The sequence below is a fragment of the Bordetella genomosp. 13 genome (assembly GCF_007679965.1).
Lineage (GTDB): Bacteria > Pseudomonadota > Gammaproteobacteria > Burkholderiales > Burkholderiaceae_B > Bordetella.
Genome location: NZ_VEHL01000005.1, coordinates 401,199 through 423,934, shown reverse-complemented (window position 1 = coordinate 423,934; position 22,736 = coordinate 401,199). Strand labels below are relative to the sequence as shown.

At 68.8% G+C, this 22,736-nt stretch carries 18 protein-coding genes and 2 pseudogenes; 7 read left to right on the top strand and 13 right to left on the bottom strand.

Going from position 1 to position 22,736, the window contains the following annotated elements; all coding sequences use genetic code 11:
* A pseudogene (locus FS845_RS15215) lies at nucleotides 1-195 on the bottom strand (hypothetical protein); the annotation flags it as partial.
* A gap of 348 nt (nucleotides 196-543) precedes the next feature.
* Nucleotides 544-1,440 (bottom strand): hypothetical protein, encoded by an 897-nt coding sequence (locus tag FS845_RS15210; RefSeq protein ID WP_144636733.1) that lies wholly within the window; start codon nucleotides 1,438-1,440, stop codon nucleotides 544-546.
* Nucleotides 1,441-1,473: 33 nt separating this feature from the next.
* Between FS845_RS15210 and FS845_RS15205 the strand changes: the two genes are divergently transcribed.
* A complete protein-coding gene (locus tag FS845_RS15205; RefSeq protein WP_144636731.1) occupies nucleotides 1,474-2,628 on the top strand; it encodes a pyridoxal phosphate-dependent aminotransferase in 1,155 nt (384 codons plus the stop codon).
* Between the two features lie 24 nt (nucleotides 2,629-2,652).
* Here FS845_RS15205 and FS845_RS15200 read toward each other — a convergent pair whose 3' ends face one another.
* Nucleotides 2,653-3,504: a lytic transglycosylase domain-containing protein gene (locus FS845_RS15200; RefSeq protein WP_144636729.1), complete on the bottom strand. Its 852-nt coding sequence runs from the start codon at nucleotides 3,502-3,504 to the stop codon at nucleotides 2,653-2,655.
* Between the two features lie 87 nt (nucleotides 3,505-3,591).
* Between FS845_RS15200 and FS845_RS15195 the strand changes: the two genes are divergently transcribed.
* The gene (locus FS845_RS15195; RefSeq protein WP_144636727.1) at nucleotides 3,592-5,136 is read left to right on the top strand and encodes a UbiD family decarboxylase; all 1,545 of its coding nucleotides are present in this window, start codon (nucleotides 3,592-3,594) and stop codon (nucleotides 5,134-5,136) included.
* Between the two features lie 106 nt (nucleotides 5,137-5,242).
* Here the strand turns inward: FS845_RS15195 and FS845_RS15190 are convergent, their stop codons facing one another.
* The 4 genes from FS845_RS15190 to FS845_RS15175 all read right to left on the bottom strand — a co-directional run bounded on the left by FS845_RS15190 (nucleotide 5,243) and on the right by FS845_RS15175 (nucleotide 7,283).
* Nucleotides 5,243-5,653, bottom strand: coding sequence for a hypothetical protein (locus tag FS845_RS15190; protein WP_144636725.1), 411 nt, complete (start codon nucleotides 5,651-5,653; stop codon nucleotides 5,243-5,245).
* A gap of 3 nt (nucleotides 5,654-5,656) precedes the next feature.
* Nucleotides 5,657-6,076 (bottom strand): phage holin family protein, encoded by a 420-nt coding sequence (locus tag FS845_RS15185; protein WP_144636723.1) that lies wholly within the window; start codon nucleotides 6,074-6,076, stop codon nucleotides 5,657-5,659.
* Nucleotides 6,077-6,135: 59 nt separating this feature from the next.
* Nucleotides 6,136-6,459 (bottom strand): YqjD family protein, encoded by a 324-nt coding sequence (locus FS845_RS15180; RefSeq protein WP_144636721.1) that lies wholly within the window; start codon nucleotides 6,457-6,459, stop codon nucleotides 6,136-6,138.
* A 92-nt stretch (nucleotides 6,460-6,551) separates the two neighbouring features.
* Nucleotides 6,552-7,283, bottom strand: coding sequence for a hypothetical protein (locus tag FS845_RS15175; RefSeq protein ID WP_186332291.1), 732 nt, complete (start codon nucleotides 7,281-7,283; stop codon nucleotides 6,552-6,554).
* A 263-nt stretch (nucleotides 7,284-7,546) separates the two neighbouring features.
* Between FS845_RS15175 and FS845_RS15170 the strand changes: the two genes are divergently transcribed.
* The 3 genes from FS845_RS15170 to FS845_RS15160 all read left to right on the top strand — a co-directional run bounded on the left by FS845_RS15170 (nucleotide 7,547) and on the right by FS845_RS15160 (nucleotide 11,034).
* Complete coding sequence (locus tag FS845_RS15170) at nucleotides 7,547-8,641, top strand: TRAP transporter substrate-binding protein (protein ID WP_144636719.1); 1,095 nt, start codon at nucleotides 7,547-7,549, stop codon at nucleotides 8,639-8,641.
* Nucleotides 8,642-8,734: 93 nt separating this feature from the next.
* Nucleotides 8,735-9,364, top strand: coding sequence for a TRAP transporter small permease subunit (locus FS845_RS15165; protein ID WP_144636717.1), 630 nt, complete (start codon nucleotides 8,735-8,737; stop codon nucleotides 9,362-9,364).
* Between the two features lie 2 nt (nucleotides 9,365-9,366).
* Complete coding sequence (locus tag FS845_RS15160) at nucleotides 9,367-11,034, top strand: TRAP transporter large permease subunit (protein ID WP_144636715.1); 1,668 nt, start codon at nucleotides 9,367-9,369, stop codon at nucleotides 11,032-11,034.
* On the opposite strand, the gene FS845_RS15155 is transcribed toward FS845_RS15160, so the two are convergent.
* The 5 genes and pseudogenes from FS845_RS15155 to FS845_RS15135 all read right to left on the bottom strand — a co-directional run bounded on the left by FS845_RS15155 (nucleotide 11,027) and on the right by FS845_RS15135 (nucleotide 18,035).
* Entirely contained in the window at nucleotides 11,027-13,786 is a 2,760-nt protein-coding gene (locus FS845_RS15155) for a nitrate reductase (protein WP_144636713.1), read from the bottom strand. The two genes, FS845_RS15160 and FS845_RS15155, sit on opposite strands and share 8 nt — an antisense overlap.
* Nucleotides 13,787-13,812: 26 nt before the next feature.
* Nucleotides 13,813-15,009: pseudogene (locus tag FS845_RS15150) on the bottom strand (NAD(P)/FAD-dependent oxidoreductase); the annotation flags it as partial.
* Nucleotides 15,010-15,024: 15 nt separating this feature from the next.
* Complete coding sequence (locus FS845_RS15145) at nucleotides 15,025-15,831, bottom strand: ABC transporter ATP-binding protein (protein WP_144636709.1); 807 nt, start codon at nucleotides 15,829-15,831, stop codon at nucleotides 15,025-15,027.
* A 4-nt stretch (nucleotides 15,832-15,835) separates the two neighbouring features.
* Nucleotides 15,836-16,735 (bottom strand): nitrate ABC transporter permease, encoded by a 900-nt coding sequence (gene ntrB / locus FS845_RS15140; protein WP_260986294.1) that lies wholly within the window; start codon nucleotides 16,733-16,735, stop codon nucleotides 15,836-15,838.
* Between the two features lies 1 nt (nucleotide 16,736).
* Nucleotides 16,737-18,035 carry a CmpA/NrtA family ABC transporter substrate-binding protein gene (locus FS845_RS15135; RefSeq protein ID WP_144636707.1) on the bottom strand — a complete coding sequence of 433 codons (1,299 nt, stop codon included), beginning with the start codon at nucleotides 18,033-18,035 and terminating at the stop codon, nucleotides 16,737-16,739.
* Between the two features lie 441 nt (nucleotides 18,036-18,476).
* On the opposite strand from FS845_RS15135, the gene cysG reads away from it, so the two are divergent.
* Entirely contained in the window at nucleotides 18,477-19,874 is a 1,398-nt protein-coding gene (gene cysG, locus FS845_RS15130; RefSeq protein WP_144636705.1) for a siroheme synthase CysG, read from the top strand.
* Between the two features lie 203 nt (nucleotides 19,875-20,077).
* On the opposite strand, the gene FS845_RS15125 is transcribed toward cysG, so the two are convergent.
* A complete protein-coding gene (locus FS845_RS15125; RefSeq protein ID WP_144636703.1) occupies nucleotides 20,078-21,139 on the bottom strand; it encodes an alcohol dehydrogenase in 1,062 nt (353 codons plus the stop codon).
* A gap of 272 nt (nucleotides 21,140-21,411) precedes the next feature.
* On the opposite strand from FS845_RS15125, the gene FS845_RS15120 reads away from it, so the two are divergent.
* Complete coding sequence (locus FS845_RS15120; protein WP_144636701.1) at nucleotides 21,412-22,719, top strand: PD-(D/E)XK nuclease family protein; 1,308 nt, start codon at nucleotides 21,412-21,414, stop codon at nucleotides 22,717-22,719.
* Nucleotides 22,720-22,736 lie beyond the last annotated feature (17 nt).

Below are 22,736 nucleotides of genomic sequence, written 5' to 3'. Positions count from 1 at the left end.
GTTGCCGCGGCCGGTGTAGCGGAACGCGTTGGCCGCGTCCTCGACGATCTCCTCGCACGCGGCCGCCACGCCGGGCGAATAGGCCAGCGCCAGGTCGCGCTGGTTGGAGAGTTGCTTGGTAGGCGTGACCGAGATCTTTCCCGGGCGGCCATGCTCGTGGTATTCGAGCGCGGCCTTGCGAAAGTTGGCGTCCATGTGGGGCAGGCGTGTCCGACAAGGTTGAAAGGAGGATGCGGCGATTCTTGTCTCGAGTCCGCGCGGGGCATGGGCCGCCTGGCGCGGTTTCCGCAAGGGCGGCACGGGATCCGCCGGGCCGGCACGGAAAAGATGGGCGTCTTGGGTGCGACGCTCGTGAATCTGGCGCTATCTTACTCCCGCCTTTCGTTACGCTTGCGATGCTGCAATGCACTTCGCCGCAAACGGCCTGTGCCTGGGCCGCCGCGTCCGGTGACCGCGATGGACGGGTGGCCGAAGAGCTGCCCGTGCCTTGCAGGCCGCGCCTTGCAGGCCGCACCGTGCAGGCCGCGCCTTGCAGGCCGCCATTCAATACGATCCGTAGAGCCCCGCGGGATCGAAGCATTCGGCGATGCGCAGGTCGAGCCGCCGGGCGGACGATGCCCGGGACGCCGCGTCCGCGTCGCCCGCCGGCGGCCGCGTGCTCGGCAGCGCGTCCGATGAAGGCACGCCGCCAGGTGGCGGCGCCAGCACCGCGCCCTCGACCCACGCCAGCGCCCCGCCATGCCCCAGCAGCAGCTGCGCCAGGTTGACGGCGTGCGGCTCGGCGGGCCGCAACGCATCCAGCCGATACCGGCCCGGCCAACGCGGCGCGGCCAGGCAGGCTGCCGCGTCCGCGCTGCCCGCCAGTTGGAACAGCGCCGGCACCAGCCGCTGCACGGTGGCCGTGCGCAAGGGCCGCACGTCATCCTGGCCGAACGGGCCCAGGCTCTCGGCGCTGCCGTCGGCCAGCAGCAGGTCCAGTTCGCGCACGCCGCTGGCCGCCGTGGCGCCGGTGGGCCAGGCACCCTGCTCGGCCAGCCACAGCGCCAGTGTCTGCATGGGCGGCGCCTCGGCGAATTGCGGCAGGCCGGCCCGGGCCAGGTCGCCTGCCAGGCAGCCCGGCTGGGCGCGCCAGCCGGAGCCGGCACGCGTCAACGCATTCATCGCGGCGGGGTCCACCACCAGCACCGGCGGCAGGGCGCCGTCGCCGTCGATGCGCTGCGCCAGCGCCGTGCCCGCCAGCGCCAGCACGGCGCCGTACTCGGCGCACAGCGCGCGCGCCTGGCGCACGTCGGCCGGATCGCGCGCCGCCAGGCATGCGATGCGCGGCCCGGCGTCTTGCAGCGCGCCCGCGGCCACGCGCGCCAACCGCAGGCGTAGTTCATCCCAGGCCGTGCGGGCCGGCCGTCGTCCAAGCAGGAAAGCACGCCGCGTGGGCTGCATGACTACAATCCTTTTTTCGCCGGGAAACCTTCCATGCCACGCCTCGCCTCACGCACCCAAGACTTCCGGACCTTCCACGTCGTCGAGCTGTTCAAGGAAGCCCAGGCGCTGATGGCGGCCGGCCGCGACATCGTCAGCCTGGGCATCGGCGAGCCCGATTTCACCGCGCCGCCCCAGGTGCTGGAAGCCCTGCAGCGTGCGGCCTCGGCGGGCCAGAGCGGCTACACGGCGCCCGGCGGCTTGATGGCGCTGCGCGAGGCAATCGCCGCATTCTACGCAAGCGAGTTCGGCGCGAACATCCATCCGTCGCGCGTCATCGTCACCGCGGGCGCCTCGGGCGCGCTTGCCCTGGCCTGCGCGGCGCTGGTGAACCCGGGCGCCGAGGTGCTGATGCCCGATCCTTCGTATCCCGCCAACGGCAACTTCGTGCTGTCCGCCGGCGGCCTGCCGCGCCTGATCCCCAGCTCCGCGGCCAAGCGCTTCCAGCTGTCGGCGCAGGACGTGCGCGACCATTGGGGCGCGGCCACGCAGGGCGTGCTGGTGGCCTCGCCCAGCAATCCCACCGGCACGTCCATCGCCCCGGCCGAACTGGCCGAGCTGCTGCAGGCCGTGCGCGAACGCGGCGGCTACGCCATCGTGGACGAGATCTACCTGGGCCTGACGTACGACGGCCAGCCGCGCTCGGCGCTGACGCTGGACGACGACGTCATCGTCATCAACAGCTTCTCGAAGTACTTCCACATGACCGGCTGGCGCCTGGGCTGGATGATCGTGCCGCAGGCCATCGCCGCGACCGTCGAGAAGATGGCGGCCAGCCTGGCGATCTGCGCGCCCACGCTGGCGCAGCATGCCGCCCTGGCCTGCTTCGCGCCGGCCACGCTGAAGATCTACGAACAGCGCCGCGAGGCCTTCCGCCAGCGGCGCGACTACCTCTTGCCGGAATTCGAGCGCATGGGCCTGCCGGTGCCGGCGCGCCCGGACGGCGCGTTCTATATCTACGCCGACCTGACCGCGCTGGGCGTGGACAGCATGGCGTTCTCGCGGCGCCTGCTGCACGAAGCAGGCGTGGCCGCGGTGCCCGGCGTGGACTTCGGCCCGGCGCACGGCGCGCACACCATGCGCTTCTCCTACGCCACCGGGCTGGACCGCCTGCAGGAGGCGGTCACGCGCATCGGCCGCGTGCTGTAGGGACCTGGCGCCGACCGCGCGGGATCAATCTCGCGCCAGCGCGATGCCCGAGGCCAGCGCCAGGCGGCGGCGTTCGGCCTGCACCTTGGCGCCGTAGCCGTTGTCGTCCAGGCCGGACGCGCCGACGTAGCAGGCCAGGCCGCCGCTGACGGAGCCGCGGCGGTCGATGCAGTCGCGCAGGATCGTGGTGCCCACGTGGATGTTGGCCACCGGATCGAGCGCCGTGCCCTTGCGGCCGCTGTCGGCCAGGGCGTCGAACTTGTCCTGGTGCACGCGCGTCATGACCTGCATCAGGCCCTGCGCCCCCACCGCGCTTTCGGCGAAGGGGTTGTAGCGCGACTCGATGGCGATCACGGCCAGCAGCAGCAGCGGGTCGACCCGCTGCTCACGGCCCACGCGATACGCGGTGTTCACCAGCACGCCGGTGGCGTCGTACGCCACCTTGTACTTGCGCGAGATATAGTTGCGCAGCGCTTCCACTTGCGAACCGGACGTGCCGGGCGGTGTGTTGCGCTTGGCTGCCGCGGCCTTGACCGCGGCGGGTTTGTCGTTCCCCAGCGGGCCCAGCAGGCCGGTGGCATTGCTGGCGGGCGCGGCGGGTACCGCCATGGCGACGGCGGTTGCGGCTTCGAGTCCCGTTTCGGGGCTCGGGTCGGACTCCAGAGCGATTTGCGCGGATGTAGGAGCCAGGGCGGTCAGCAAGGCTTTGTGCACCTGCAATGCCTGGTCTCGCAGACCGGGCAACGCGAATCCCATGCTGACCGTGACGATGACCGCGATGCCCAGATATACGGAGCAGATGCGCAGCCATTCGGCCATTTGGCGGTGCACTCCTTGGGCCAGCCGGTGTACGGCGGCCACTGACGCATCGGGCATGACGACCTCCTGCGTAAAGAAGTGAAGAGGTGGATGTTAACCTCTCATCATGGACACATATGTAACCAAATTGCCGGGGCGCCAGCAGTGAAATACCGAGACTTGCGAGATTTCATCGATCAACTGGACAAGCGCGGCGAGCTCAAGCGCATCGCCGCGCCCGTGTCCACGCGGCTCGAGATGACCGAGATCGCCGACCGCGTGCTGCGTGCCGGCGGTCCCGCCCTGCTGTTCGAGAACGCGCGGCACGGCGACGCGCCCGCCGGCATGCCGGTGCTGGCCAACCTGTTCGGCACGCCGCGCCGCGTGGCGTGGGGCATGGGCGCCGAAGACGTCGGCGCGCTGCGCGAGACGGGCGAGCTGCTGGCCTCGCTGCGCGAGCCCGAGCCGCCGCGCGGACTGCGGGACGCGTTCGCCAAGGTGTCCATGCTGAAGGCCGCGCTGTGGGACATGGCGCCCAAGCGCGTGCGCAGCCCCGCCTCCCAGGAGATCGTCTGGGAAGGCAACGATGTCGACCTGTCGCGCCTGCCCATCCAGACCTGCTGGCCCGGCGACGTGGCGCCGCTGCTGGCCTGGGGCCTGGTGATCACGCGCGGGCCCAACGCGCGCCGCCAGAACCTGGGCATCTACCGGCAGCAGCCCATCGCGCGCAACAAGCTCATCATGCGCTGGCTGTCGCATCGCGGCGGCGCGCTCGATTTCCGCGACCACGCGCAAGCGCATCCAGGCACGCCCTTCCCCGTCGCGGTGGCGCTGGGCGCCGACCCGGCCACCATCCTGGGCGCCGTCACCCCGGTGCCCGACACGCTGTCCGAATACCAGTTCGCCGGCCTGCTGCGCGGCTCGCGCACGGAAGTGGCGCAGGCCCTGGGCAGCGAGCTGTCGGTGCCGGCCTGGGCCGAGATCGTGCTGGAAGGCCACCTGCTGCCGTCTGGCGATCCGCGCGCCGTGGCGCCCGCGGTGCCCGACGGCGTCAGCCCGCCGCCCGATACCGGCTACGAAATGGCGCTGGAAGGCCCGTACGGCGACCACACCGGCTACTACAACGAGCAGGACTGGTTCCCGGTGTTCACGGTGGACCGCATCACCATGCGGCGCAAACCCATCTATCACTCCACCTACACGGGCAAGCCGCCGGACGAGCCCGCCGTGCTGGGCGTGGCGCTCAACGAGGTATTCGTGCCGCTGCTGCGCCGCCAGTTGCCCGAGATCGTCGACTTCTACCTGCCGCCGGAAGGCTGCAGCTACCGCCTCGCGGTGGTGTCCATCCGCAAGCAATACGCGGGCCACGCCAAGCGCGTGATGTTCGGCCTGTGGAGCATCCTGCGCCAGTTCATGTACACCAAGTTCATCGTGGTGGTGGACGAGGACATCGACCCGCGCGACTGGAAGGAAGTGGTCTGGGCCATGACCACCCGCATGGACCCGGTGCGCGACACGGTGCTGGTCGACCGCACGCCCATCGACTACCTGGATTTCGCCTCGCCGGTGTCGGGGCTGGGGGGCAAGATGGGGTTGGACGCCACCAACAAGTGGCCCGGCGAGACCGACCGCGAATGGGGCACGCCGATCCGCATGGATGACGACGTGAAGAAACGGGTCGATGCGATGTGGGGCGACCTGGGGCTGTAGATCCCCCGCGAATACGCGCCTGTCCCGCGCGCCTGCGGGACGGGAAAACGGCGACCCTCGCGGGCCGCCGCTCTTGGTTCGGAGACGAGAAAAGCAGCGCCGCGAACTAACGGCGCGACCTGGATGCGGCCTCGTGCGCCGCGACTTCCTTCTCGTGCTTCGCGTTGCGCCAGGTCTTGAACAGCTGCCAGCCTGCCAGGCCGGCGCCCGCCACCTTCAGCAGGCCGCGGCGTTTGCCCCCGCCCATCAGGACGGAGGACACCGTGGAGCTGACGATGGGATAGCGCCGGGCCAGCGACACGGCCTGCCACAGCATGGACGCGCCGCTCTTGGCGCCGCCGCCCGCCATCAGGCCCGCGACGCTGGCGGGCAGCATGCTGCGGATGATGTTGGACGGCGCCAGGTCATGGCCGGTTTCGATAAGGCGCTGGGCCAGGGTTTCACGTTCGAGGGCTGCGCGGGCGCGCAGCATCTCGATGCGCACCTGGCGTTCGACGGCGGGAGTGGTGCGGGCCATGGCTCAACGCTCCTGCGCACGGCCGGGGCCGGGCGCGTCGTAGTCATCGTCGTCGACCCGCACGCGCTCGAGCATGGCCACGTCCTGCTGCAAGGCATCGAGCGTGGCCGCGAAAGGCGCCGGATCATGGACCAGCAGACGGCGCACCGTCATCAGCAGCCCCACGCCGATCAGGGCATACACGCCAGCCAGACAACCGAGCGCCAGATAGCGCTGCTCGGTGGGCCAGACGGCCACGGCAATGGCGATGGTGATCACCAGTACCGCCAGCGTCAGGAACAACAACGAGGCGAACGCCATGGCCAGCAGCTTGACCAGGCGCGACTTCTCTTCGGCCGCTTCAAGGCCGAACAATTCGAGGCGCGTACGCAGCAGTCCGACCAGACTGGACGCCACACCGATGACGGATCTACGCAAACTCATGAGTGGGCCACGGTTGGACACGCGGCCGGCTAGGGCGCCGGCCATGCGCCCCAGCCAGCCTAGCGGCGGCTGATCAGCAAGCCCAACAGCAGGCCGGTCACGCCCGCGATTGAAATGGCTTGCCAGGGATTGTCGTGGACGTAGTCGTCGGTGGCGCGCGCGGCGCGGCGGCCGCGCTCCAGCACGGCGTCCTGCGCGTCGTACAGCGCTTCGCGGGTACGCTTGAGCGAGGCCATGGCGCGGTCGCGCAGTTCGGCGGCCTTGTCGCCGGTCGTGCCGGCGGCTTCACGCAGCAGATTCTCCGCGTCGTTCAGGCTGGTCTTCACGCTGTCGATCAGCTTTTCCTTCTCTTTCGCGACTTCTTCGGATCTTCTCGAAATCATGGCTGGGCTCCTCGTTATGAGTCAAAGGGCAGAATCGATGATACCAGTGGCGTGCGCAAAAGCGGGGACAGCCTTGCTACGGTGTGCTACCGCTACTTCATTTGCGTAATCTCGACGGTGGACTTCAGGTTTCCGGGTTGCTCGATGTCCTGGCGCATCACCATGTCGACCTTCGGGCAGAACCAGTCGGTGACGGTGGTGTTCAGGCCCGGAATGGGCAAGGTCAGGCCCTTGAAGGTGGCCATGGTCGGATCGGTATCGCGCGTGTAGGTGATGGGCCAGCACGAATAGCTGCCCAGCGGCGTGTCCAGGTTCTGGCGCTTGCCCACCCGCTTCTCGCCGATGCGCACGGTGGTGCTGGGGCGGCCGCCCACCGGTGCGTCGCGGCCGATGTTCAGGCGGTAATTGGCGCCGGGCAGGCGCTGGCCCTCGCTGCCGACGCGGTCGTAGGCGAACAGCCCCAGCATGCGCAGGTCGAACTGGCCCTCTTCCTGCGGCTGCTCGCCCGCCTTGTCGTAGCGCACGAACGTGGCCTGCCCGTTCTTCACGGTCATCAGGTAGTCGAGCTTGGACTTGCCGGGCGGCAGGCCCGCGTAGCCGAACGAGGCGGTGCCGGTGATGCGCGCGCGGCACTGGCTGCCGCTTTGCTTGGACACCTCGGCGAACGCCAGATCGGCGCCCAGGGCGATGTTGCCCTTGCCCGTCAACTGCACCTGGCCGCCGTCATGCATGAAGGGAGCGTCGCACACGCCGGCCTGCGCCGTACCGGCCGCGGCGGCCAGCACGAAGGCCACCGGGAAAAAGGGACGAAATGACTTGGTCAACGCCACGGAGACTCCCTGCTGTGTAGAAGGCCGTTCCGCCTCGCGGACGGCTGACCCGATACTACACCCCACGGTCTGGCAAGGGCGTTTCAGAAGCCTTCAAAGACAAGGGTTTACCCGATTCGCTGCGACAGATTTTCTCTATATATTCCAGCCCACAACAAAACAGCCGCCTTTCACCACCCTGAACGTCGGCATAGTGTCTACCACCAACGTCGACATCAAACCGGGCCTACCCAAGCCCTCCAGGAGACTATCCCAACATGCAGCGCCGCTCGTTCCTCAAAAAAGCCACCCTTGGAGCCGCAGCCGGCGGCGCCACCCTCGCCGCGCCGGCCATCGCCCAGGACGCGCCGACCGTCGCCTGGCGCCTGGCGTCCAGCTTTCCGCGCAGCGCCGACGCCATCTACTCGGGCGGGGAAAGCGTGGGCAAGTACGTCTCCGAGGCGACCAACGGCAAGTTCACCATCCGTACCTTCCCCGCCGGCGAGATCGTCCCGGCGCTGCAGGTGCTGGACGGCGTGCAGAACGGCACCGTCGAGGCCGGCCACAGCGCGTCCTATTATTACTACGGCAAGGACCCCGTCCTGAGCTTCGACGCCGCCGTGCCGTTCGGCCTGAACACGCGCCAGATGAATGCCTGGATGCGCCACGGCGACGGCCTGTCGCTGATGCGCGAAGTCTTCAAGACCTACAACATCGTGAACTTCCCCTGCGGCTACTCCGGCACGCAGATGGGCGGCTGGTTCCGCAAGGAGATCAAGAGCGTCGAAGACCTCAAGGGCCTGAAGTTCCGCGTCAGCGCCTTCGCCGGCGCGGTGCTGTCGCGCCTGGGCGTGGTGCCCCAGCAGATCGCCGGCGGCGACATCTATCCCGCCCTGGAGAAAGGCACGATCGACGCGGCCGAATGGATCGGCCCGTACGACGACGAGAAGCTGGGCTTCAACAAGGTGGCTCCGCACTACTATTTCCCGGGCTGGTGGGAAGGCACTCTTCAGGTGTCGCTGTACGTCAACCAGGACGCCTACAACAAGCTGCCCAAGCAGTACCAGGCCGTGCTGGCCCAGGCCTGCGCCGCGGCCACCAACGACATGATCGCCAAGTACGACGCCGAGAACCCGGCGGCGCTGCGCCGGCTGATCGCGGGCGGCGCCCAGCTCAAGCCGTTCCCCAAGTCGGTGCTCGACGCCTGCTATGCCGAGTCGGTCAAGCTCTATGACGAACTGAGCGGCAAGAGCCCGATGTTCAAGAAGGTCTACGAAAGCATGCGCGACTTCCGCGACAACGAACTGCCCTGGTTCCGTGTCGCCGAAGGCAGCTACGACAGCTACATGGGCACCATCAATCGCGGCAAGTAAGCCTCGCCGCGAGGCGCCGCCGTGCCGCGGCGGCGCCTGGTTTCCCCCGCTCATCCCTTCTCCCTTCGTCCGCGACGCGGACCGGATCGCATCATGAACGCCCTGCTTGCCCTCTCCCGGTTGATCGACGCGATCAACACGGCGGTGGGCCGCGCGGTGACGTGGCTGACCTTGATCGTCGTGCTCGTCAGCGCCGGCAATGCCGTCGTCAGAAAAGTCTTCAACACCAGTTCCAATGCCTGGCTGGAACTGCAGTGGTACCTGTTCGGCGCGCTGTTCCTGCTGGCCGCCGGCTACACGCTGCTGCGCAACGAACACGTGCGCGTGGACGTGCTGGCCTCGCGCCTGTCGCGCCGCGCCCAGATCTACATCGAGATCTTCGGCGTCGTCTTCTTCCTGATGCCGGCCTGCCTGCTGATCCTGTGGCTGTCCTGGCCGATGTTCATGGACTCCTATCTCACCAACGAGCAGTCCTCCAATCCCGGCGGCCTGGTCCGGTGGCCCGTCAAGCTGCTGATTCCCGTGGGTTTCGCGCTGCTGGTGCTTGCCGGCCTGTCGCACCTCATCAAATGCGTGGGTTTCCTGATGGGCCGCTGCGCCGATCCGGGCGCGCGCGAAGACGGCGTATCCGCCGAAGAGGCGCTGGCCCAGGAAATTGCCGAGGAGGCCCGCGCGCGCGAAGCCCAGGCCCTCGCCGACGGAAGCGCAGGGAAAGGACGCTGATCATGGAATTCTTCATCGCCAACATGGCGCCCATCATGTTCGCCACCCTGGTGGTGTTTCTGCTGCTGGGCTTTCCGGTGGCCTTCGCCCTGGCCGCCAACGGGATCCTGTTCGGCCTGATCGGCATGGAACTGGGCCTGCTTAACGCCTCGCTGTTCCAGGCGCTGCCGCAGCGGGTATTCGGCATCCTCGCCAACGACACGCTGCTGGCCATTCCATTCTTCACGCTGATGGGCCTGATCCTCGAGCGCTCCGGCATGGCGGAAGACCTGCTGGAGACCATCGGCCAGCTGTTCGGCACGGTGCGCGGCGGGCTGGCCATCGCGGTCGTGTTCGTGGGCGCCATGCTCGCGGCCACTACCGGCGTGGTGTCGGCGTCGGTCATCTCGATGGGACTGATCTCGCTGCCCATCATGCTGCGCTATGGGTACGACAGGCGGCTGGCATCGGGCATCATCGCGGCGTCCGGCACGTTGTCGCAGATCATCCCGCCCTCGCTGGTGCTGATCATCCTGGCCGACCAGCTGGGCCGCTCCATCGGCGACATGTACCGCGGCGCCATCCTGCCCGGCTTCCTGCTGGCAGGCACCTACGTCGTGTACGTGGTGCTGATGTCGTACCTGAAACCGGGGTCGGCCCCGGCGCTGCCCGAGTCGGCCCGCGCCTTCCGCGAGCCGAACGGCCGCCGCGGCGACCGCTCGCTGGGGGTGCTGATGGCCATCTCCGCGTTGTCTGCGTACCTGCTGACGGACCTGATCGAGTCGGAGGCCGCCCCGGTCGACGAGAAGATCGTGCTGTCGCTGCTGATCTGGGGCGCCACCGCCTTCGTCATCGCCGGCACGAACAAGGCGCTGAAGCTGGGCCTGCTGTCCAAGCTGGCGGAGCGCGTCACCTTCGTGATGATCCCGCCGCTGTTCCTGATCTTCCTCGTGCTGGGCACTATCTTCATCGGCGTGGCCACGCCGACCGAAGGCGGCGCCATGGGCGCGGTGGGCGCGATCGTGATGGCCCTGATGCGCGGGCGCCTGAGCCTGGCCCTGCTGAAGCAGGCCATGGACACCACCACCAAGCTGTCCACCTTCGTGGTGTTCATTCTGGTCGGCTCCACGGTGTTCGGCCTGACCTTCCGCGGCGTCAACGGCGACCTGTGGGTGGAACACCTGCTGGTGGGCCTGCCGGGCGGCGAGCTGGGCTTCCTGATCGCCGTCAGCGTGCTCACGTTCGTGCTGGCGTTCTTCCTGGACTTCTTCGAGCTGGCCTTCATCATCGTGCCGCTGCTGGGGCCGGTCGCCGACAAGCTCGGCATCGACCTGATCTGGTTCGGCGTGCTGCTGGCCGTCAACATGCAGACGTCCTTCATGCACCCGCCGTTCGGCTTCGCGCTGTTCTACCTGCGCTCGGTCGCGCCCAAGAGCCGCTATCGCGACCGGGTCACCGGCCAGACCATCGAGCCCGTGACCACCGGACAGATCTACAGGGGATCGGTGCCGTTCATCGTGATCCAGCTGGCCATGGTGGCCGCGGTGATGGCCTTCCCCGGACTGGTGATGCACTACAAGGGCGATGCGCCGGAGGTCGACGCCAGCAAGGTCAAGATCGAGGTGCCCGCGAGCGACTACGGCAGCGGCGGCCTGTATGGCGGCGGCGACCCCGCCGCGGACTTCAAGTAGCGGCTGGCGGCTGCCCGGCATGTCCTGCGGTCCGGCGCTGCAGCATGCGCCGGACCTCGGGCACGCACGAGCCGCAACCCGTGCCGCAACGCAGTCCGGCCTTCAGGCCGTCCAGGTCCAGGCCGGCCGCGATGCCGGCCTCGATGGCGGCATCGGTGACGCCCATGCACGCGCATACGGTGCGCGCGCGCGGCGCCGTGGCGCCGCGTCCCATCAGCAGGCTCGCCAGGCCGGCGGGCGCCAGGCCGCCGTCGGCCCAGGCCAGCATGCCCGCATGGGCGCGCGCGTCGCCCGCCAGCAGGAAGGCATCGGGCCGTCCCGCCCCATCCAGCCCGGCGCGGCGCAGCAGGCCGCGCGCGGGGTCGTCGAAGGCGGCCTGCGGTCGGGCCAGGCGTAGCGCATCCGCCAGTTCGTCCAGCATCGATATATCGGGCACCGCCTCGGCGGCCGCGCGCAGCCGCAGGCCGCCCCCGCCCAGCGCGGACGGCAGCAGCACCGCATAGGGAAAGCGCGCCAGCCACGGCATGAGCGCGCGCCGCAGCGCGGCGGCGTCGCCGCGCACCCAGGCCATCGCCTGCCACGGCAGCGCCGCGGCCGCCACGGAGATGGCGCTGTGCTTCAGCTCTGGCTGGTGCGACACGGGATCGCGCGCCGAGTTGGTCAACGCGTTGACGCCGTCGCCCGCCATGAAACCGCTGCCCCAATGCATGGGCAGGAAGGCATGGCCGGGCAGCAGGCCCGCGTCCGCGCGGGCGGGCAGCACGATGCCGCCGCGCCGGGAACGCACGCGCACCAGAGCGTCCTGCGCCAGGCCCAGGGCCTGCATGTCTTGCGGATGCAGCGAAATCCAGGGTTCCTCCACGTGCTGCACCAGCGTGGTGGACAGGCCCGTGCGGGCCATGGTGTGCCAATGGTCGCGCAGCCGGCCTGTGGTCAGGCGCAAGGGGAACGCCTCGCAGACCGCGTCGGCCACCGGCGCGTGTCCCACGTCGATGAAGCGCGCGCGCCCGTCCGGCGTCGGAAAGCGGCAGTCGCCATACAGCCGCGCCGTGTCGCGGCCCTCGCGCACCGGCCATTGGCGCGGCCCCGCCTCCAGCGCCGCGTAGTCCAGCGCGCTGTAGTCCAGGTCGCGGCCGGCCGTCAGGCGTGCGTGCTCGGCGAACACGTCGGCCTCGCTCGCGTAGTCGAACAACGCGGCCTTGCCGGGCGCGATGCGCGCGGCCAGCCGACGCGCCACGCCGCAGGCCAGCCGCCAGTCGGGCTGCGCGATGCCGGGCGGCGCGATGGCGGCGCGCACGCGGCTGATGCGCCGCTCCGAATTCGTCACGGTCCCATCCTTCTCGGGCCAGGTGGCGGCCGGCAGCACCAGGTCCGCATAGGCCAGCGTCTCCGTGTCGGCGTAGGCTTCCTGCACGATGACGAATTCGGCGGCCCGCAGCGCGCGCCGCACGCGCGCCTGGTCGGGCAGCGACTGCGCCGGGTTGGTGGCCGCTATCCACAAGACCTTGACGCGCCCGTCCAGCACGGCGTCGAACATCTGCAGCGCCGGCAATCCGGGCGCATGCGGCAAGGCGTCCACGCCCCAGGCCGCGGCCACCTCGGCGCGGTGCGCGGCATCGGCGGGGTCGCGATGGCCGGGCAGCAAGGTCGCCATGCCACCCGCCTCGCGCCCGCCCATGGCGTTGGGCTGGCCGGTCAGCGACAACGGCCCGGCCCCCGGCCGGCCGATCTGTCCGGTGGCCAGGTGCAGGTGGATCAGGGCCGCGTTCTTGGCCGTGCCGATGGACGACTGGTTCAAGCCCATCGTGTACAGCGATAGCGCCGCGCCGGCGCGGCCGAACCAGCGCGCGGCCTGCTCGATCTGTCCGGCCGGCACGCCGCAGAGCTGCTGCGCCGTTTGCGGGGCGTATGCCTGCACGCGCGCGCGCAGCGCATCGAAGCCCTCGGTGTGGCGCGCGATGTAGTCGTGGTCGATCAGGTCCTCGCGCACCATCACGTGCAGCATCGCGTTGAACAGCGCGACGTCGCTGCCTGGCGCGATGGCCAGGTGCAGGTCGGCCAGGTCGGCGGTGTCGGTGCGGCGCGGGTCGACCACCACGATCTTCATGTCCGGCCGCGCGGCCCGCGCGGCCTCCAGCCGGCGAAACAGCACCGGATGCGCATAGGCCATGTTCGATCCGGCGATCAGCACCACGTCCGCGTGGTCGAGGTCGTCGTAGCAGGCCGGCGGCGCGTCCGCGCCCAATGTCTTCTTGTAGCCCGACACCGCGCTGGACATGCACAGCCGCGAATTGGTGTCGATGTTGTTCGTGCCCACCAGCGCGCGCGCCAGCTTGTTGAAGACCGCGTAATCCTCGGTCAGCAGCTGGCCCGACAGGTAGAACCCCACCGAATCGGGACCGTGCCGGGCGATGCTCTCGGCCAGGCGCCGCGCGGCCAGGTCCAGGGCATCGTCCAGCGGCAGCTGCGCGCGCGCCGCCTCGCGGTTCGGCCGCCATTCGGCCCCGCGCACGCGGGCCGCGTCGCGCCGCACGGTGTCGGCCAGCGTGCGGCCCTTGCTGCACAGCATGCCGCGGCTGGAAGGATGTTCGGGGTCGCCCGTGACGGACAGCACCTGCCCGGCCTGGGCCTGGACGCGCACGCCGCAGCCCGTGCCGCAATAACAGCAGATCGACGAGACGATGCGCGGATCGCCGCCCGGACCGCCAACGTGCGGCGCCGGCCCGGGTTCCAGGGAGACGACGGCGTTCATGCGGCGCTGGCCTCCCGCGTCGTGTCCTCGCCGTACATCAGCGCATCGCGCAGCGCACCAATGGGCCGGCCTTCGCGGATGAGCCTGAAGTACCACGCGCCGTCGGCGGTATCGCCGTACAGGCAGGCGCCCACCAGCCGGTCGTCCCGCACCACCAGCTTCTTGTAGATGCCGGTGGTGGTGTCCGACAGCGTGATCAGCTCGGCGCCGGCGCAGCCCGTGAAGTCGCCCGCCGAGAACAGGTCGATGCCGGTCACCTTCAGCCTGGTCGACGTCACGCTGCCCGGATAGCGGCCGGTGCCGTGCAGCGCCAGGTGGTTGGCGGCCACGCGCGCCTGCTCGTACAGCGGCGCGACCAGGCCATAACATGCGCCGCGATGGCTCGCGCATTCGCCCACGGCATAAATGCGCGGATCGTAGGTCTGCAGCGTGTCGCTGACCCGCACGCCGCGATCGACCTGCAGGCCGCACTGGCGGGCCAGGTCGGTATCGGGCACGATGCCGGCGGCCATCACGACCAGGTCCGCGGGAATCTCCTGGCCATCGGCGAAGCGCACGCCGCGCACGTGTCCCGCGCCGTCGTCAAGCAGGGCATCGGTCCGCCTGCCCAGCAGGAAGTCCAGTCCTCGCGCCTGCAGGCTGTTCTGCAGCAGCCCGGCCGCATGGCCGTCCAGCTGGCGGTCCAGCAGCGCGGGGCCGAGGTGGACAACCGAGACCCGCATGCCGCGCCGCGCCAGGCCGTTGGCGGCCTCCAGCCCCAGCAGCCCGCCGCCGATCACCACGGCATGCCCGCCGCGCTCGGCCGCGGCGATCATGCGCCGCACATCGCCGATGTCGCGAAAGCCGACCACCCCGCGCAGGTCGCGTCCCGGCACGGGCAGCATCACCGGCCGCGAGCCGGTGGCCAGCAGCAGCCGGTCGTAGGGCGCCCGCGAGCCGTCCGCGCCGTGCACCACGCGGCGCGCGCGGTCGATGCGCACGGCCGGACAGCCCAGCCGCAGGTCGATGCCGTGGCCACGATACCAGTCGAGGTCGTTGAGCACGATGTCCTGGAACGCCTGCTCGCCCGCCAGCACCGGCGACAGCAGGATGCGGTTGTAGTTGGGATGCGCCTCGGCGCCGAACACCGTGATGTCGTACAGGTCCGGCGCCTGCTTCAGCAGTTCCTCCAGCGTGCGCGCGCCGGCCATGCCGTTGCCGATCACCACCAGCCGTTGTCTCATCGCCGCGCCTCCCGGTCAGGCGTGCGCCGCCTGGTGCGCGGGATGCGCATGGCGCCGATACAGGAAGTCCACCACCGCGGCGCGGCACGCCTGGTAGCCCGGGTCGCCGGCCAGCGCCACGCGGTCGCGCGGCCGTGGCAGCGTCACCGGCAGAATGTCGCCGATGGTGGCGGCCGGGCCGTTGGTCAGCATGACGATGCGGTCGGACAGCAGCACCGCCTCGTCCACGTCGTGGGTCACCATGACGACGGTGCTGCGCGTCCTGGCCACGATGCGCAGCAGCTCGTCCTGCAGATGCGCGCGCGTCAGCGCGTCCAGGGCGCCGAACGGCTCGTCCATCAGCAGCACGCGCGGCTCGATGGCCAACGCGCGGGCGATGCCCACGCGCTGCTTCATGCCACCGGAGATCTCGCGCGGCAGCTTGTCGCGCGCCGCCGTCAGGCCGACCAGTTCGAGCGCGGCCTGCGCGCGCTCGGCCAGTTGCGCCCGGCTCTCGCGCGCGCCGTAGACGCTTTCCACCGCCAGGTGGACGTTCTGCAGGCACGTCAGCCACGGCAGCAGCGAATGATTCTGGAATACCATCGCGCGGTCCGGGCCGGGGCCGGTGATCTCGCGCTCGGCGCACAGCAGCACGCCCGACGTGGGCCGGGCCAGGCCGGCGATCAGGTTCAGCAACGTCGACTTGCCGCAGCCGGAATGGCCGATCAGCGTGACGAACTCGCCGGCGTCGACGGTCAGGTCGACGTCGCGCAGCGCCACGAAGGGCTTGCCGCGCGCCGTGAAGACCTGCCCGACGTTCTCGATGCGCAGGGATTTCTGCATGGGATCACTCCTCGTACGTGAAACGGCGCGCGATGCGCAGCAGCGCCAGCTCCAGCAGCAGGCCGACGATGCCGATGACGAAGATGGCGACCACGATGTGCTCCACCTTCAGGTTGTTCCACTCGTCCCACAGCCAGAAGCCGATGCCCGTGCCGCCCGTCAGCATCTCGGCGGCCACGATCACCAGCCACGCGGTACCGATGGACAGCCGCACGCCGGTCAGGATGTAGGGCAGCACGGCGGGCAGCAGCACGCGCGTGATCACCTTCCATTCGGACAGGTTCAGCACGCGCGCCACGTTCAGGTAGTCCTGCGGCACGCGCGCCACGCCGGCCGCCGTGTTGATCACCATGGGCCAGATGGAGCAGATGAAGATGGCCCAGATGGCCGCGGGATCGGCCGCCTTGAACAGCAGCAGTCCCAGCGGCAGCCAGGCCAGCGGCGATACCGGGCGCAGCAGGCTGACGATGGGCGAGGCCATCGCGCCGGCCATGGCATAGCGGCCCATGATGAAACCGGCCGGGATGCCCACCAGCGCGGCCAGCCCGAAGCCCAGGCCCACGCGCCGCAACGAGGCCAGCACGTTCCAGCCCACGCCCTTGTCATTGGGGCCGTTGTCGTAGAACGGATCGGCGAACAGTTGCGCCGCCGCATGCCAGGTCTTGCCGGGCGTAGGGATCTCGGGCACCAGCAGCGCGATGCACTGCCACGTCAGCAGGAAGACGAAAAAACCCGCCAATGCTCCGATGGCCTTGCGGGCGGCGGGTTCGCAGGCCTCGCGCAGGAACGGCGTGCGCGTGGCGGAGGCCGGCGACGGCGGGACTGTGCGGGACGCGTCCGGCGCGGACGGCCCCGGCATCGCCAGGCCTGTGGAGGAAGCAGGATGCGGTACGGTGGTGGACATGTCAGGCCGCCTTTATCTTGAAGCCATCGGCATAGGCCGCGGGATTGCTGCCGTCCCACTTCACGCCGTCGATCAGGGTGGACGCGCGCATTTCGGACGACGGCAGCGCCGCGCCGGCCGCGGCCGCCGCCTGCTTGTACACGTCCAGGCGGTTGACCTGGCGCGCCACCGCCAGGTAGTCGGGATGGTCCTTCAACAAGCCCCAGCGCTTGTGCTGGGTCAGGAACCACATGCCGTCGCTCAGGTAGGGGAAGTTGGCCTGGCCGTCGCCATAGAAGCGCATGGCATGCGGGTCGTCCCACTTCCTGCCGGCGCCGTCGTCGTACTGGCCCAGCATGCGGCCGACGATGCCATCCACCTCGGTGTTCACATACGCCCGGGCGGCGATGGTCTCGGCGGTCTTGCGGCGGTTCTCGGGCGAGGCGTCGATCCACTTGCCCGCCTCCAGGATCGCGGCGGTGACGGCGCGCGCGGTATTGGGGTTGCGCTGCACGAATTCGGACGTGGCGCCCAGCACCTTCTCGGGATGATCCGTCCAGATCTGCTGCGTGGTGCAGGCGGTGAAGCCGATCCTGTCCAGGATGGCGCGCGCGCCCCAGGGCTCGCCCACGCAGAAGCCGTCCATGTTGCCCACGCGCATGTTGGCCACCATCTGCGGCGGCGGCACGGTGATGGCGCGCGCATCGCGCAGCGGATCGATGCCATAGGCGCCGAGCCAGTAATAGAGCCACATCGCGTGCGTGCCGGTCGGGAACGTCTGAGCGAAGGTGTAGTCGCGCTTGTCCTTCGCCATGACCTTCGCCAGCGACTCGCCGTCGCGCGCGCCCGCCTCCAGCAACTTGCTGGACAGGCTGATGGCCTGGCCATTCTGGTTCAGGCTCATCAGCACGGCCATGTCCTTCTTCGGCCCGCCCACGCCCAGGTGCAGCCCGTACACCAGGCCGTACAGCACGTGCGCCATGTCCAGCTCGCCGTTGGCCAGCTTGTCGCGCACGGCGGCCCACGAGGCCTCCTTGGTCGGCACGATCTTCACGCCGTGCTTCTTGTCGAAGCCCATGACCGAGGCCATCACCACCGAGGCGCAGTCGGTCAGCGGGATGAAGCCCACGCGCACCTCGGGCTTCTCGGGCGCGTCGCTGCCCGCGGCCCAGGCGCCTGCGCGCACCAGCGGATCGACGAGCGTCAGCAGGCCCGCCCCCGCGCTCGCACGCGCCGCGCGGACTAGCCAGCGGCGGCGCTGCGGATCCGCGGCCGGCGGAACGAGAGGGAACGTCTCAGGAGGAGTGCGGGAAGCAGGCATCGTCGGGGCTCCGGAAGTAACGCCGCAAAAAAAAGCGTCCCGCACGCCGCGGGCTCTGTCGCCTGCGGCCTTGCGGAACGCCGTTGTTCCTAATGCATTGCAAGAATGGCGGGCATCGCCCTGCCATTGACCATCAAGCAATCGCCATGCCAGTTTTTAGAGGATCGTCTTTTCCTTTGTATTCATGAACTTGCGCGATATGGCCCACGGTCGTCGACGTAGCCGGCCAGGACCGCGCACACAAGCGGTGCCTGGCCGCCGTCGACCCGCACCGTTTTCGTGCGGCATCGCAACAATGCCGACGCCGGCAATCCATTCCCGCCGCGTTAATAGCCAAAGGAAATATCAATCCAATAAATCAGACGTTGTAGGGATGTAGCCAGGCTTTCTATGATCGCGGGTATCCTGCGGGCTGCTGTAGCCCGCCCCTGGTCATTTCCGATGAAGCTCTTTCCGATATTTGCCGACCTGAAGGGCCGGCGCGTGCTGGTGGTAGGCGGCGGCAGCGTGGCCGCCCGCAAGGTCCTCGCGCTGCAAGAAGCGGGCGCCGCCGTACGCGTGGGCGCTCCCGAGCTGGAACCCGCGCTGGCGCAACAGGCGGCCCAGGGCCGCATCGATCACGTATCCGGCCATTTCGCGCCGTCGTGGCTGGACGACGCCTGGCTGGTGGTGGCTGCCACCGACGACCGCGAAGTCAACGCGGCGGTCGAAGCCGCCGCCAACGCGCGCCGCATCTTCTGCAACGTGGTCGACGTGGCCGAGCTGTCCTCTTTCCAGGTGCCCGCCATCGTCGATCGCTCGCCGCTGGTGCTGGCCATCTCGTCTTCCGGCGTGGCGCCGGTGCTGGCGCGCCGCCTGCGCGAGCGCCTGGAATCGCTGCTGGACCACACGCTGGGCCCGCTGGCCGAGCTGGCCGCGCGCCACCGTCCGCGCATCCGCGAGGCCCTGCCCGACCTGAGCCGCCGCCGCCGCTTCTACGACTGGCTGCTGGACGGTCCGGTGGCCGGCTGGCTGCGCCAGCAACAGCCTGTCCAGGCCGAGGCCGAGCTGACCCAGGCGCTGGACCGCGGCTGGCCGCAGGAGGCCGGCAGCGTGGTGCTGGTGGGCGCGGGGCCGGGCGATCCGGGGCTGCTGACGCTGAAGGCGCTGCGCGCCTTGAACGAAGCGGACGTGATCCTGTACGACCGCCTGGCCAGCCCCGACGTGCTGGCGCTGGCGCGCCGCGACGCCGACCGCATCCCGGTGGGCAAGCTGCCGGGCGAGAACCACGACGCCACGCAGGCGCGCATCCATCGCCTGATGGCCGAACATGCGCAGGCCGGCCGCCGCGTGGTGCGCCTGAAGGGCGGCGACGCCTTCATCTTCGGCCGCGGCGGCGAGGAACTGGAATACCTGCGCGAGCAAGGCGTGCGCTACGAAGTCGTGCCCGGCGTCACCGCCGCGCTGGCCTGTGCGGCCTATGCGGGCATTCCGCTGACGCATCGCGACCACGCGCAGTCCGTGCGCTTCGTGACGGCGCATTGCCGCCAGGACGAGGACACGCTGGACTGGAACGGCCTGGCGCGCGGCGGCCAGACGCTGGCGTTCTACATGGGCGTGGGCCAACTGGAGTATCTGTCCGAGCGCCTGGTCACCCATGGCCGCTCGCCCGACACGCCGTTCGCGCTGGTCGAGAACGGCAGCCGGCCCGAACAGCGCGTGGTGACGGGCACGCTGGCCAACCTGGCCGAACGCGCCCGCGCGCACGGGATCCACGCGCCGGCGCTGCTGATCGTGGGCGAAGTGGCGGCGCTGGGGCCGAAGCTGCATTGGTTCGGCGAGTCGCTGGATACGCGGTGACGGTGGAATCGCCCGGCCGCTGAACCGTCGACGCAGTCAGGCCGGGCTTCGTGCCCGGCCTTTTCGTTCCTGCGAAAACGCAGCTCGTGAACAGCGAGCCATGCGCGTCACCAGCGCCGGCCGCCCCATGTCGACACTCGAGAAACGCAGCCCCGCCCCGCGGCATCCCTATCGACACGCCGTTCAGCGGCCTGCCGTCGAATCTACCCCGCCGTCAGCACCGCGCGCCCGACAACCTTGCCGCCACGCAATGACGCCAGCACGCTGTCCGCCTCGGCCAACGGATGGCGCGTCACGGGCATGGGCGCGACCTTGCCGGAGCGCACCAGGTCCATCAGTTCCCGAAGCTCGGCCAGGTTGCCGACATAGCTGCCGATGATGGACAGTGCCTTCAACGGAATCAGCGCGATCGGCCATGACGACCCGCCGCCGAACAGCCCCACGATGACCAGCTTGCCGCCCTTGGCCAGGAAGTCGAAGGCCAATGCCGTGGTGGACGGCGCGCCGACCAGGTCGATCGCGCCCGCCAGCGGCTGGCCGCCCGCGGCCCGGATGATCTGTTGCGCGGCATCGGGCGCCGCGCCGTCGACCGCTGCCAGCGCGCCCGCGTCCAGCGCGGCCTGCCGCTTGGCCGGGTCGATGTCGACCACGATGGCGCCCGCGCCGCCCTGCGCCTTGAGCAGCGTCAGGCACATCAGCCCCAGCCCGCCCGCGCCGAAGACGACGATGGGCCGCTGGGTGTAGGTCGCGGCGCCGATCTTCTTCAGCGCGGAATACGTGGTCAGGCCGGAGCAGGCATACGGCGCGACCTGCGCGGCGTCCAGGCCGCCGATGTCGATCAGGTAGCGCGGATGCGGCACCACGATGTAGTCGGCATAACCGCCCGGCCGGTGGATGCCCAGGCAGGCGGGCGCCGGGCAATGGTTTTCCTGGCCCGACGCGCAGGCCGGGCACGTGCCGCAGCCGATCCACGGATACACCAGATACCGCCCGCCGGGCGCCAGACCCTGGACATCGGGGCCGGCGGACACCACCTCGCCCACGGTCTCGTGGCCCATCGTCAGCGGCAGCGTCACGCCGCGCTCCTTCAGCGACAGCGTGCGGCCCTGGCCCAGGTCGTAGCCGCCTTCCCACAGGTGGATGTCGCTGTGGCACACGCCCGCGGCGCGCACTTTCAGCAAGACCTGGGTGCCTTGCGGCTCGGGCGTGGGCTGCTCCAGCGCCTGCAGCGGTTCACGAAAATCGACAACGCAGTAGCACTTCATCGAAAAGTCTCCTGGCCAGACAAATACCCTGCGACGACTGTAGGACGGGGGAATAAATAAAGTCAACGGCGGGAATATCGGCGCGGTTCCACTGGAAGACAAAGCGCCGCCAAATAGCGCTTGCCAAGCGACATTGCTTTTTAACGCTGCCGTTCTATATTCGCGGACCGACGGCGTTTCGGCTTGGGACTCTTCTTCCATGTCCGAATCGATCGTCGCGAATTCCGAATACGGATAACCCGCCCTCCAGCATAGAGACCCCTCAGCACGCAATGGATACTCAACAAGAAAAATCCAATCTATTCCAGAATCTCGTCAGTGATCCACGCTTCGGCAAGGCAGTGGAGCAACTGAAGAGGTCCAATGACATCTTCAACATCATCTCGCCAACCGAGAACCAGCACTCCGAGATACTGCAATGGCTGTTCAATCCCCGTGAAGGCCATGGCCAGGGCGATGCGATCCTGAAGGATTTCCTCACCGCAGCCTATTGGGCATCGGACGACAATGTCTATGCCAATAAGGAATTCTTTGAGCACTGGACGCCGAGCCGGATCGCCAAGACAGGATTCCACGCCGTGATCCTAGCCCGGGAGCATGTTTTAAGCACCAACAAACGCCTCGATCTCCTGATGATCGACACCACCAACAAAATCATTGTGGTCGTGGAGAACAAACACGGCGCCAGGTTCGGGGACGAACAACTCAAGGAGTACTACGAAGGCGTTGCCAGCGACATCAGGCGGCGACCTGCCTACAGGGATTACTTGACGGCATACATCGCCCTGGATAGAAAATACTCCCAGGCCGCGCGGGAGAATGGGCAGGGAAAGACCTACTCCAATCGCTGGGCGTATCTCGACTATCAATGGCTTGAAGCCGGCGCCCAGCGCGCGGAGCTTCAGATACGCCGTGGCAACCAGTCGGCATCCCTGGTGATCGCGTATTGCCAACGGCAAACGGACTACACGCCGCAGGAAGAAAAAGACCTGGACGACACGCTCGCCTTGCTGGCGCAAGAGTACCGGCCGCTGCTGGAAGATTTCGCGTCGGTCAGACGAAAATCGCTGGCCGACATGACACCGTCGGAGCTGAACGGCGACTTCGGCGAGATATGGACGTTTGCCAACCACCATGCGGAGATCGTCGGCCGGATGTCCGACATGGAGTCGCTGGCGTTCATCGAGACGGGCTTCAAGACACGCCGCCCGGGGCTGAACATTGAGACGGAATACGGCAAGCGCTACATGCGCATGTGGGATCGGGCATGGCAACCCCTGATGAATTCGGAGACTAGCTGGCCTATCTACATATCGACATGGAGAACGCCCAGGTCCAAGCACTCGCCTACCTACGGATTAGCGGCTTATTATTTTCCGCAGCATGCGCACGATGGTTTGGCGAGCCCGCTGCACGATGAACTCTGCACCGCGTTTCCGGAATTGAAGAAATATCGCCAGAATGCTTCTTATCGCACGTTGGGCCAGAGCCGATATCTTTCCGAATCGGAACTCGAAACCGCCTTGGACAAGCTGTATGAGCGAACCGCCGGGGCCATCAAGGCGGCATTGAACAGTTGAGCAGACTGACGGGGGGC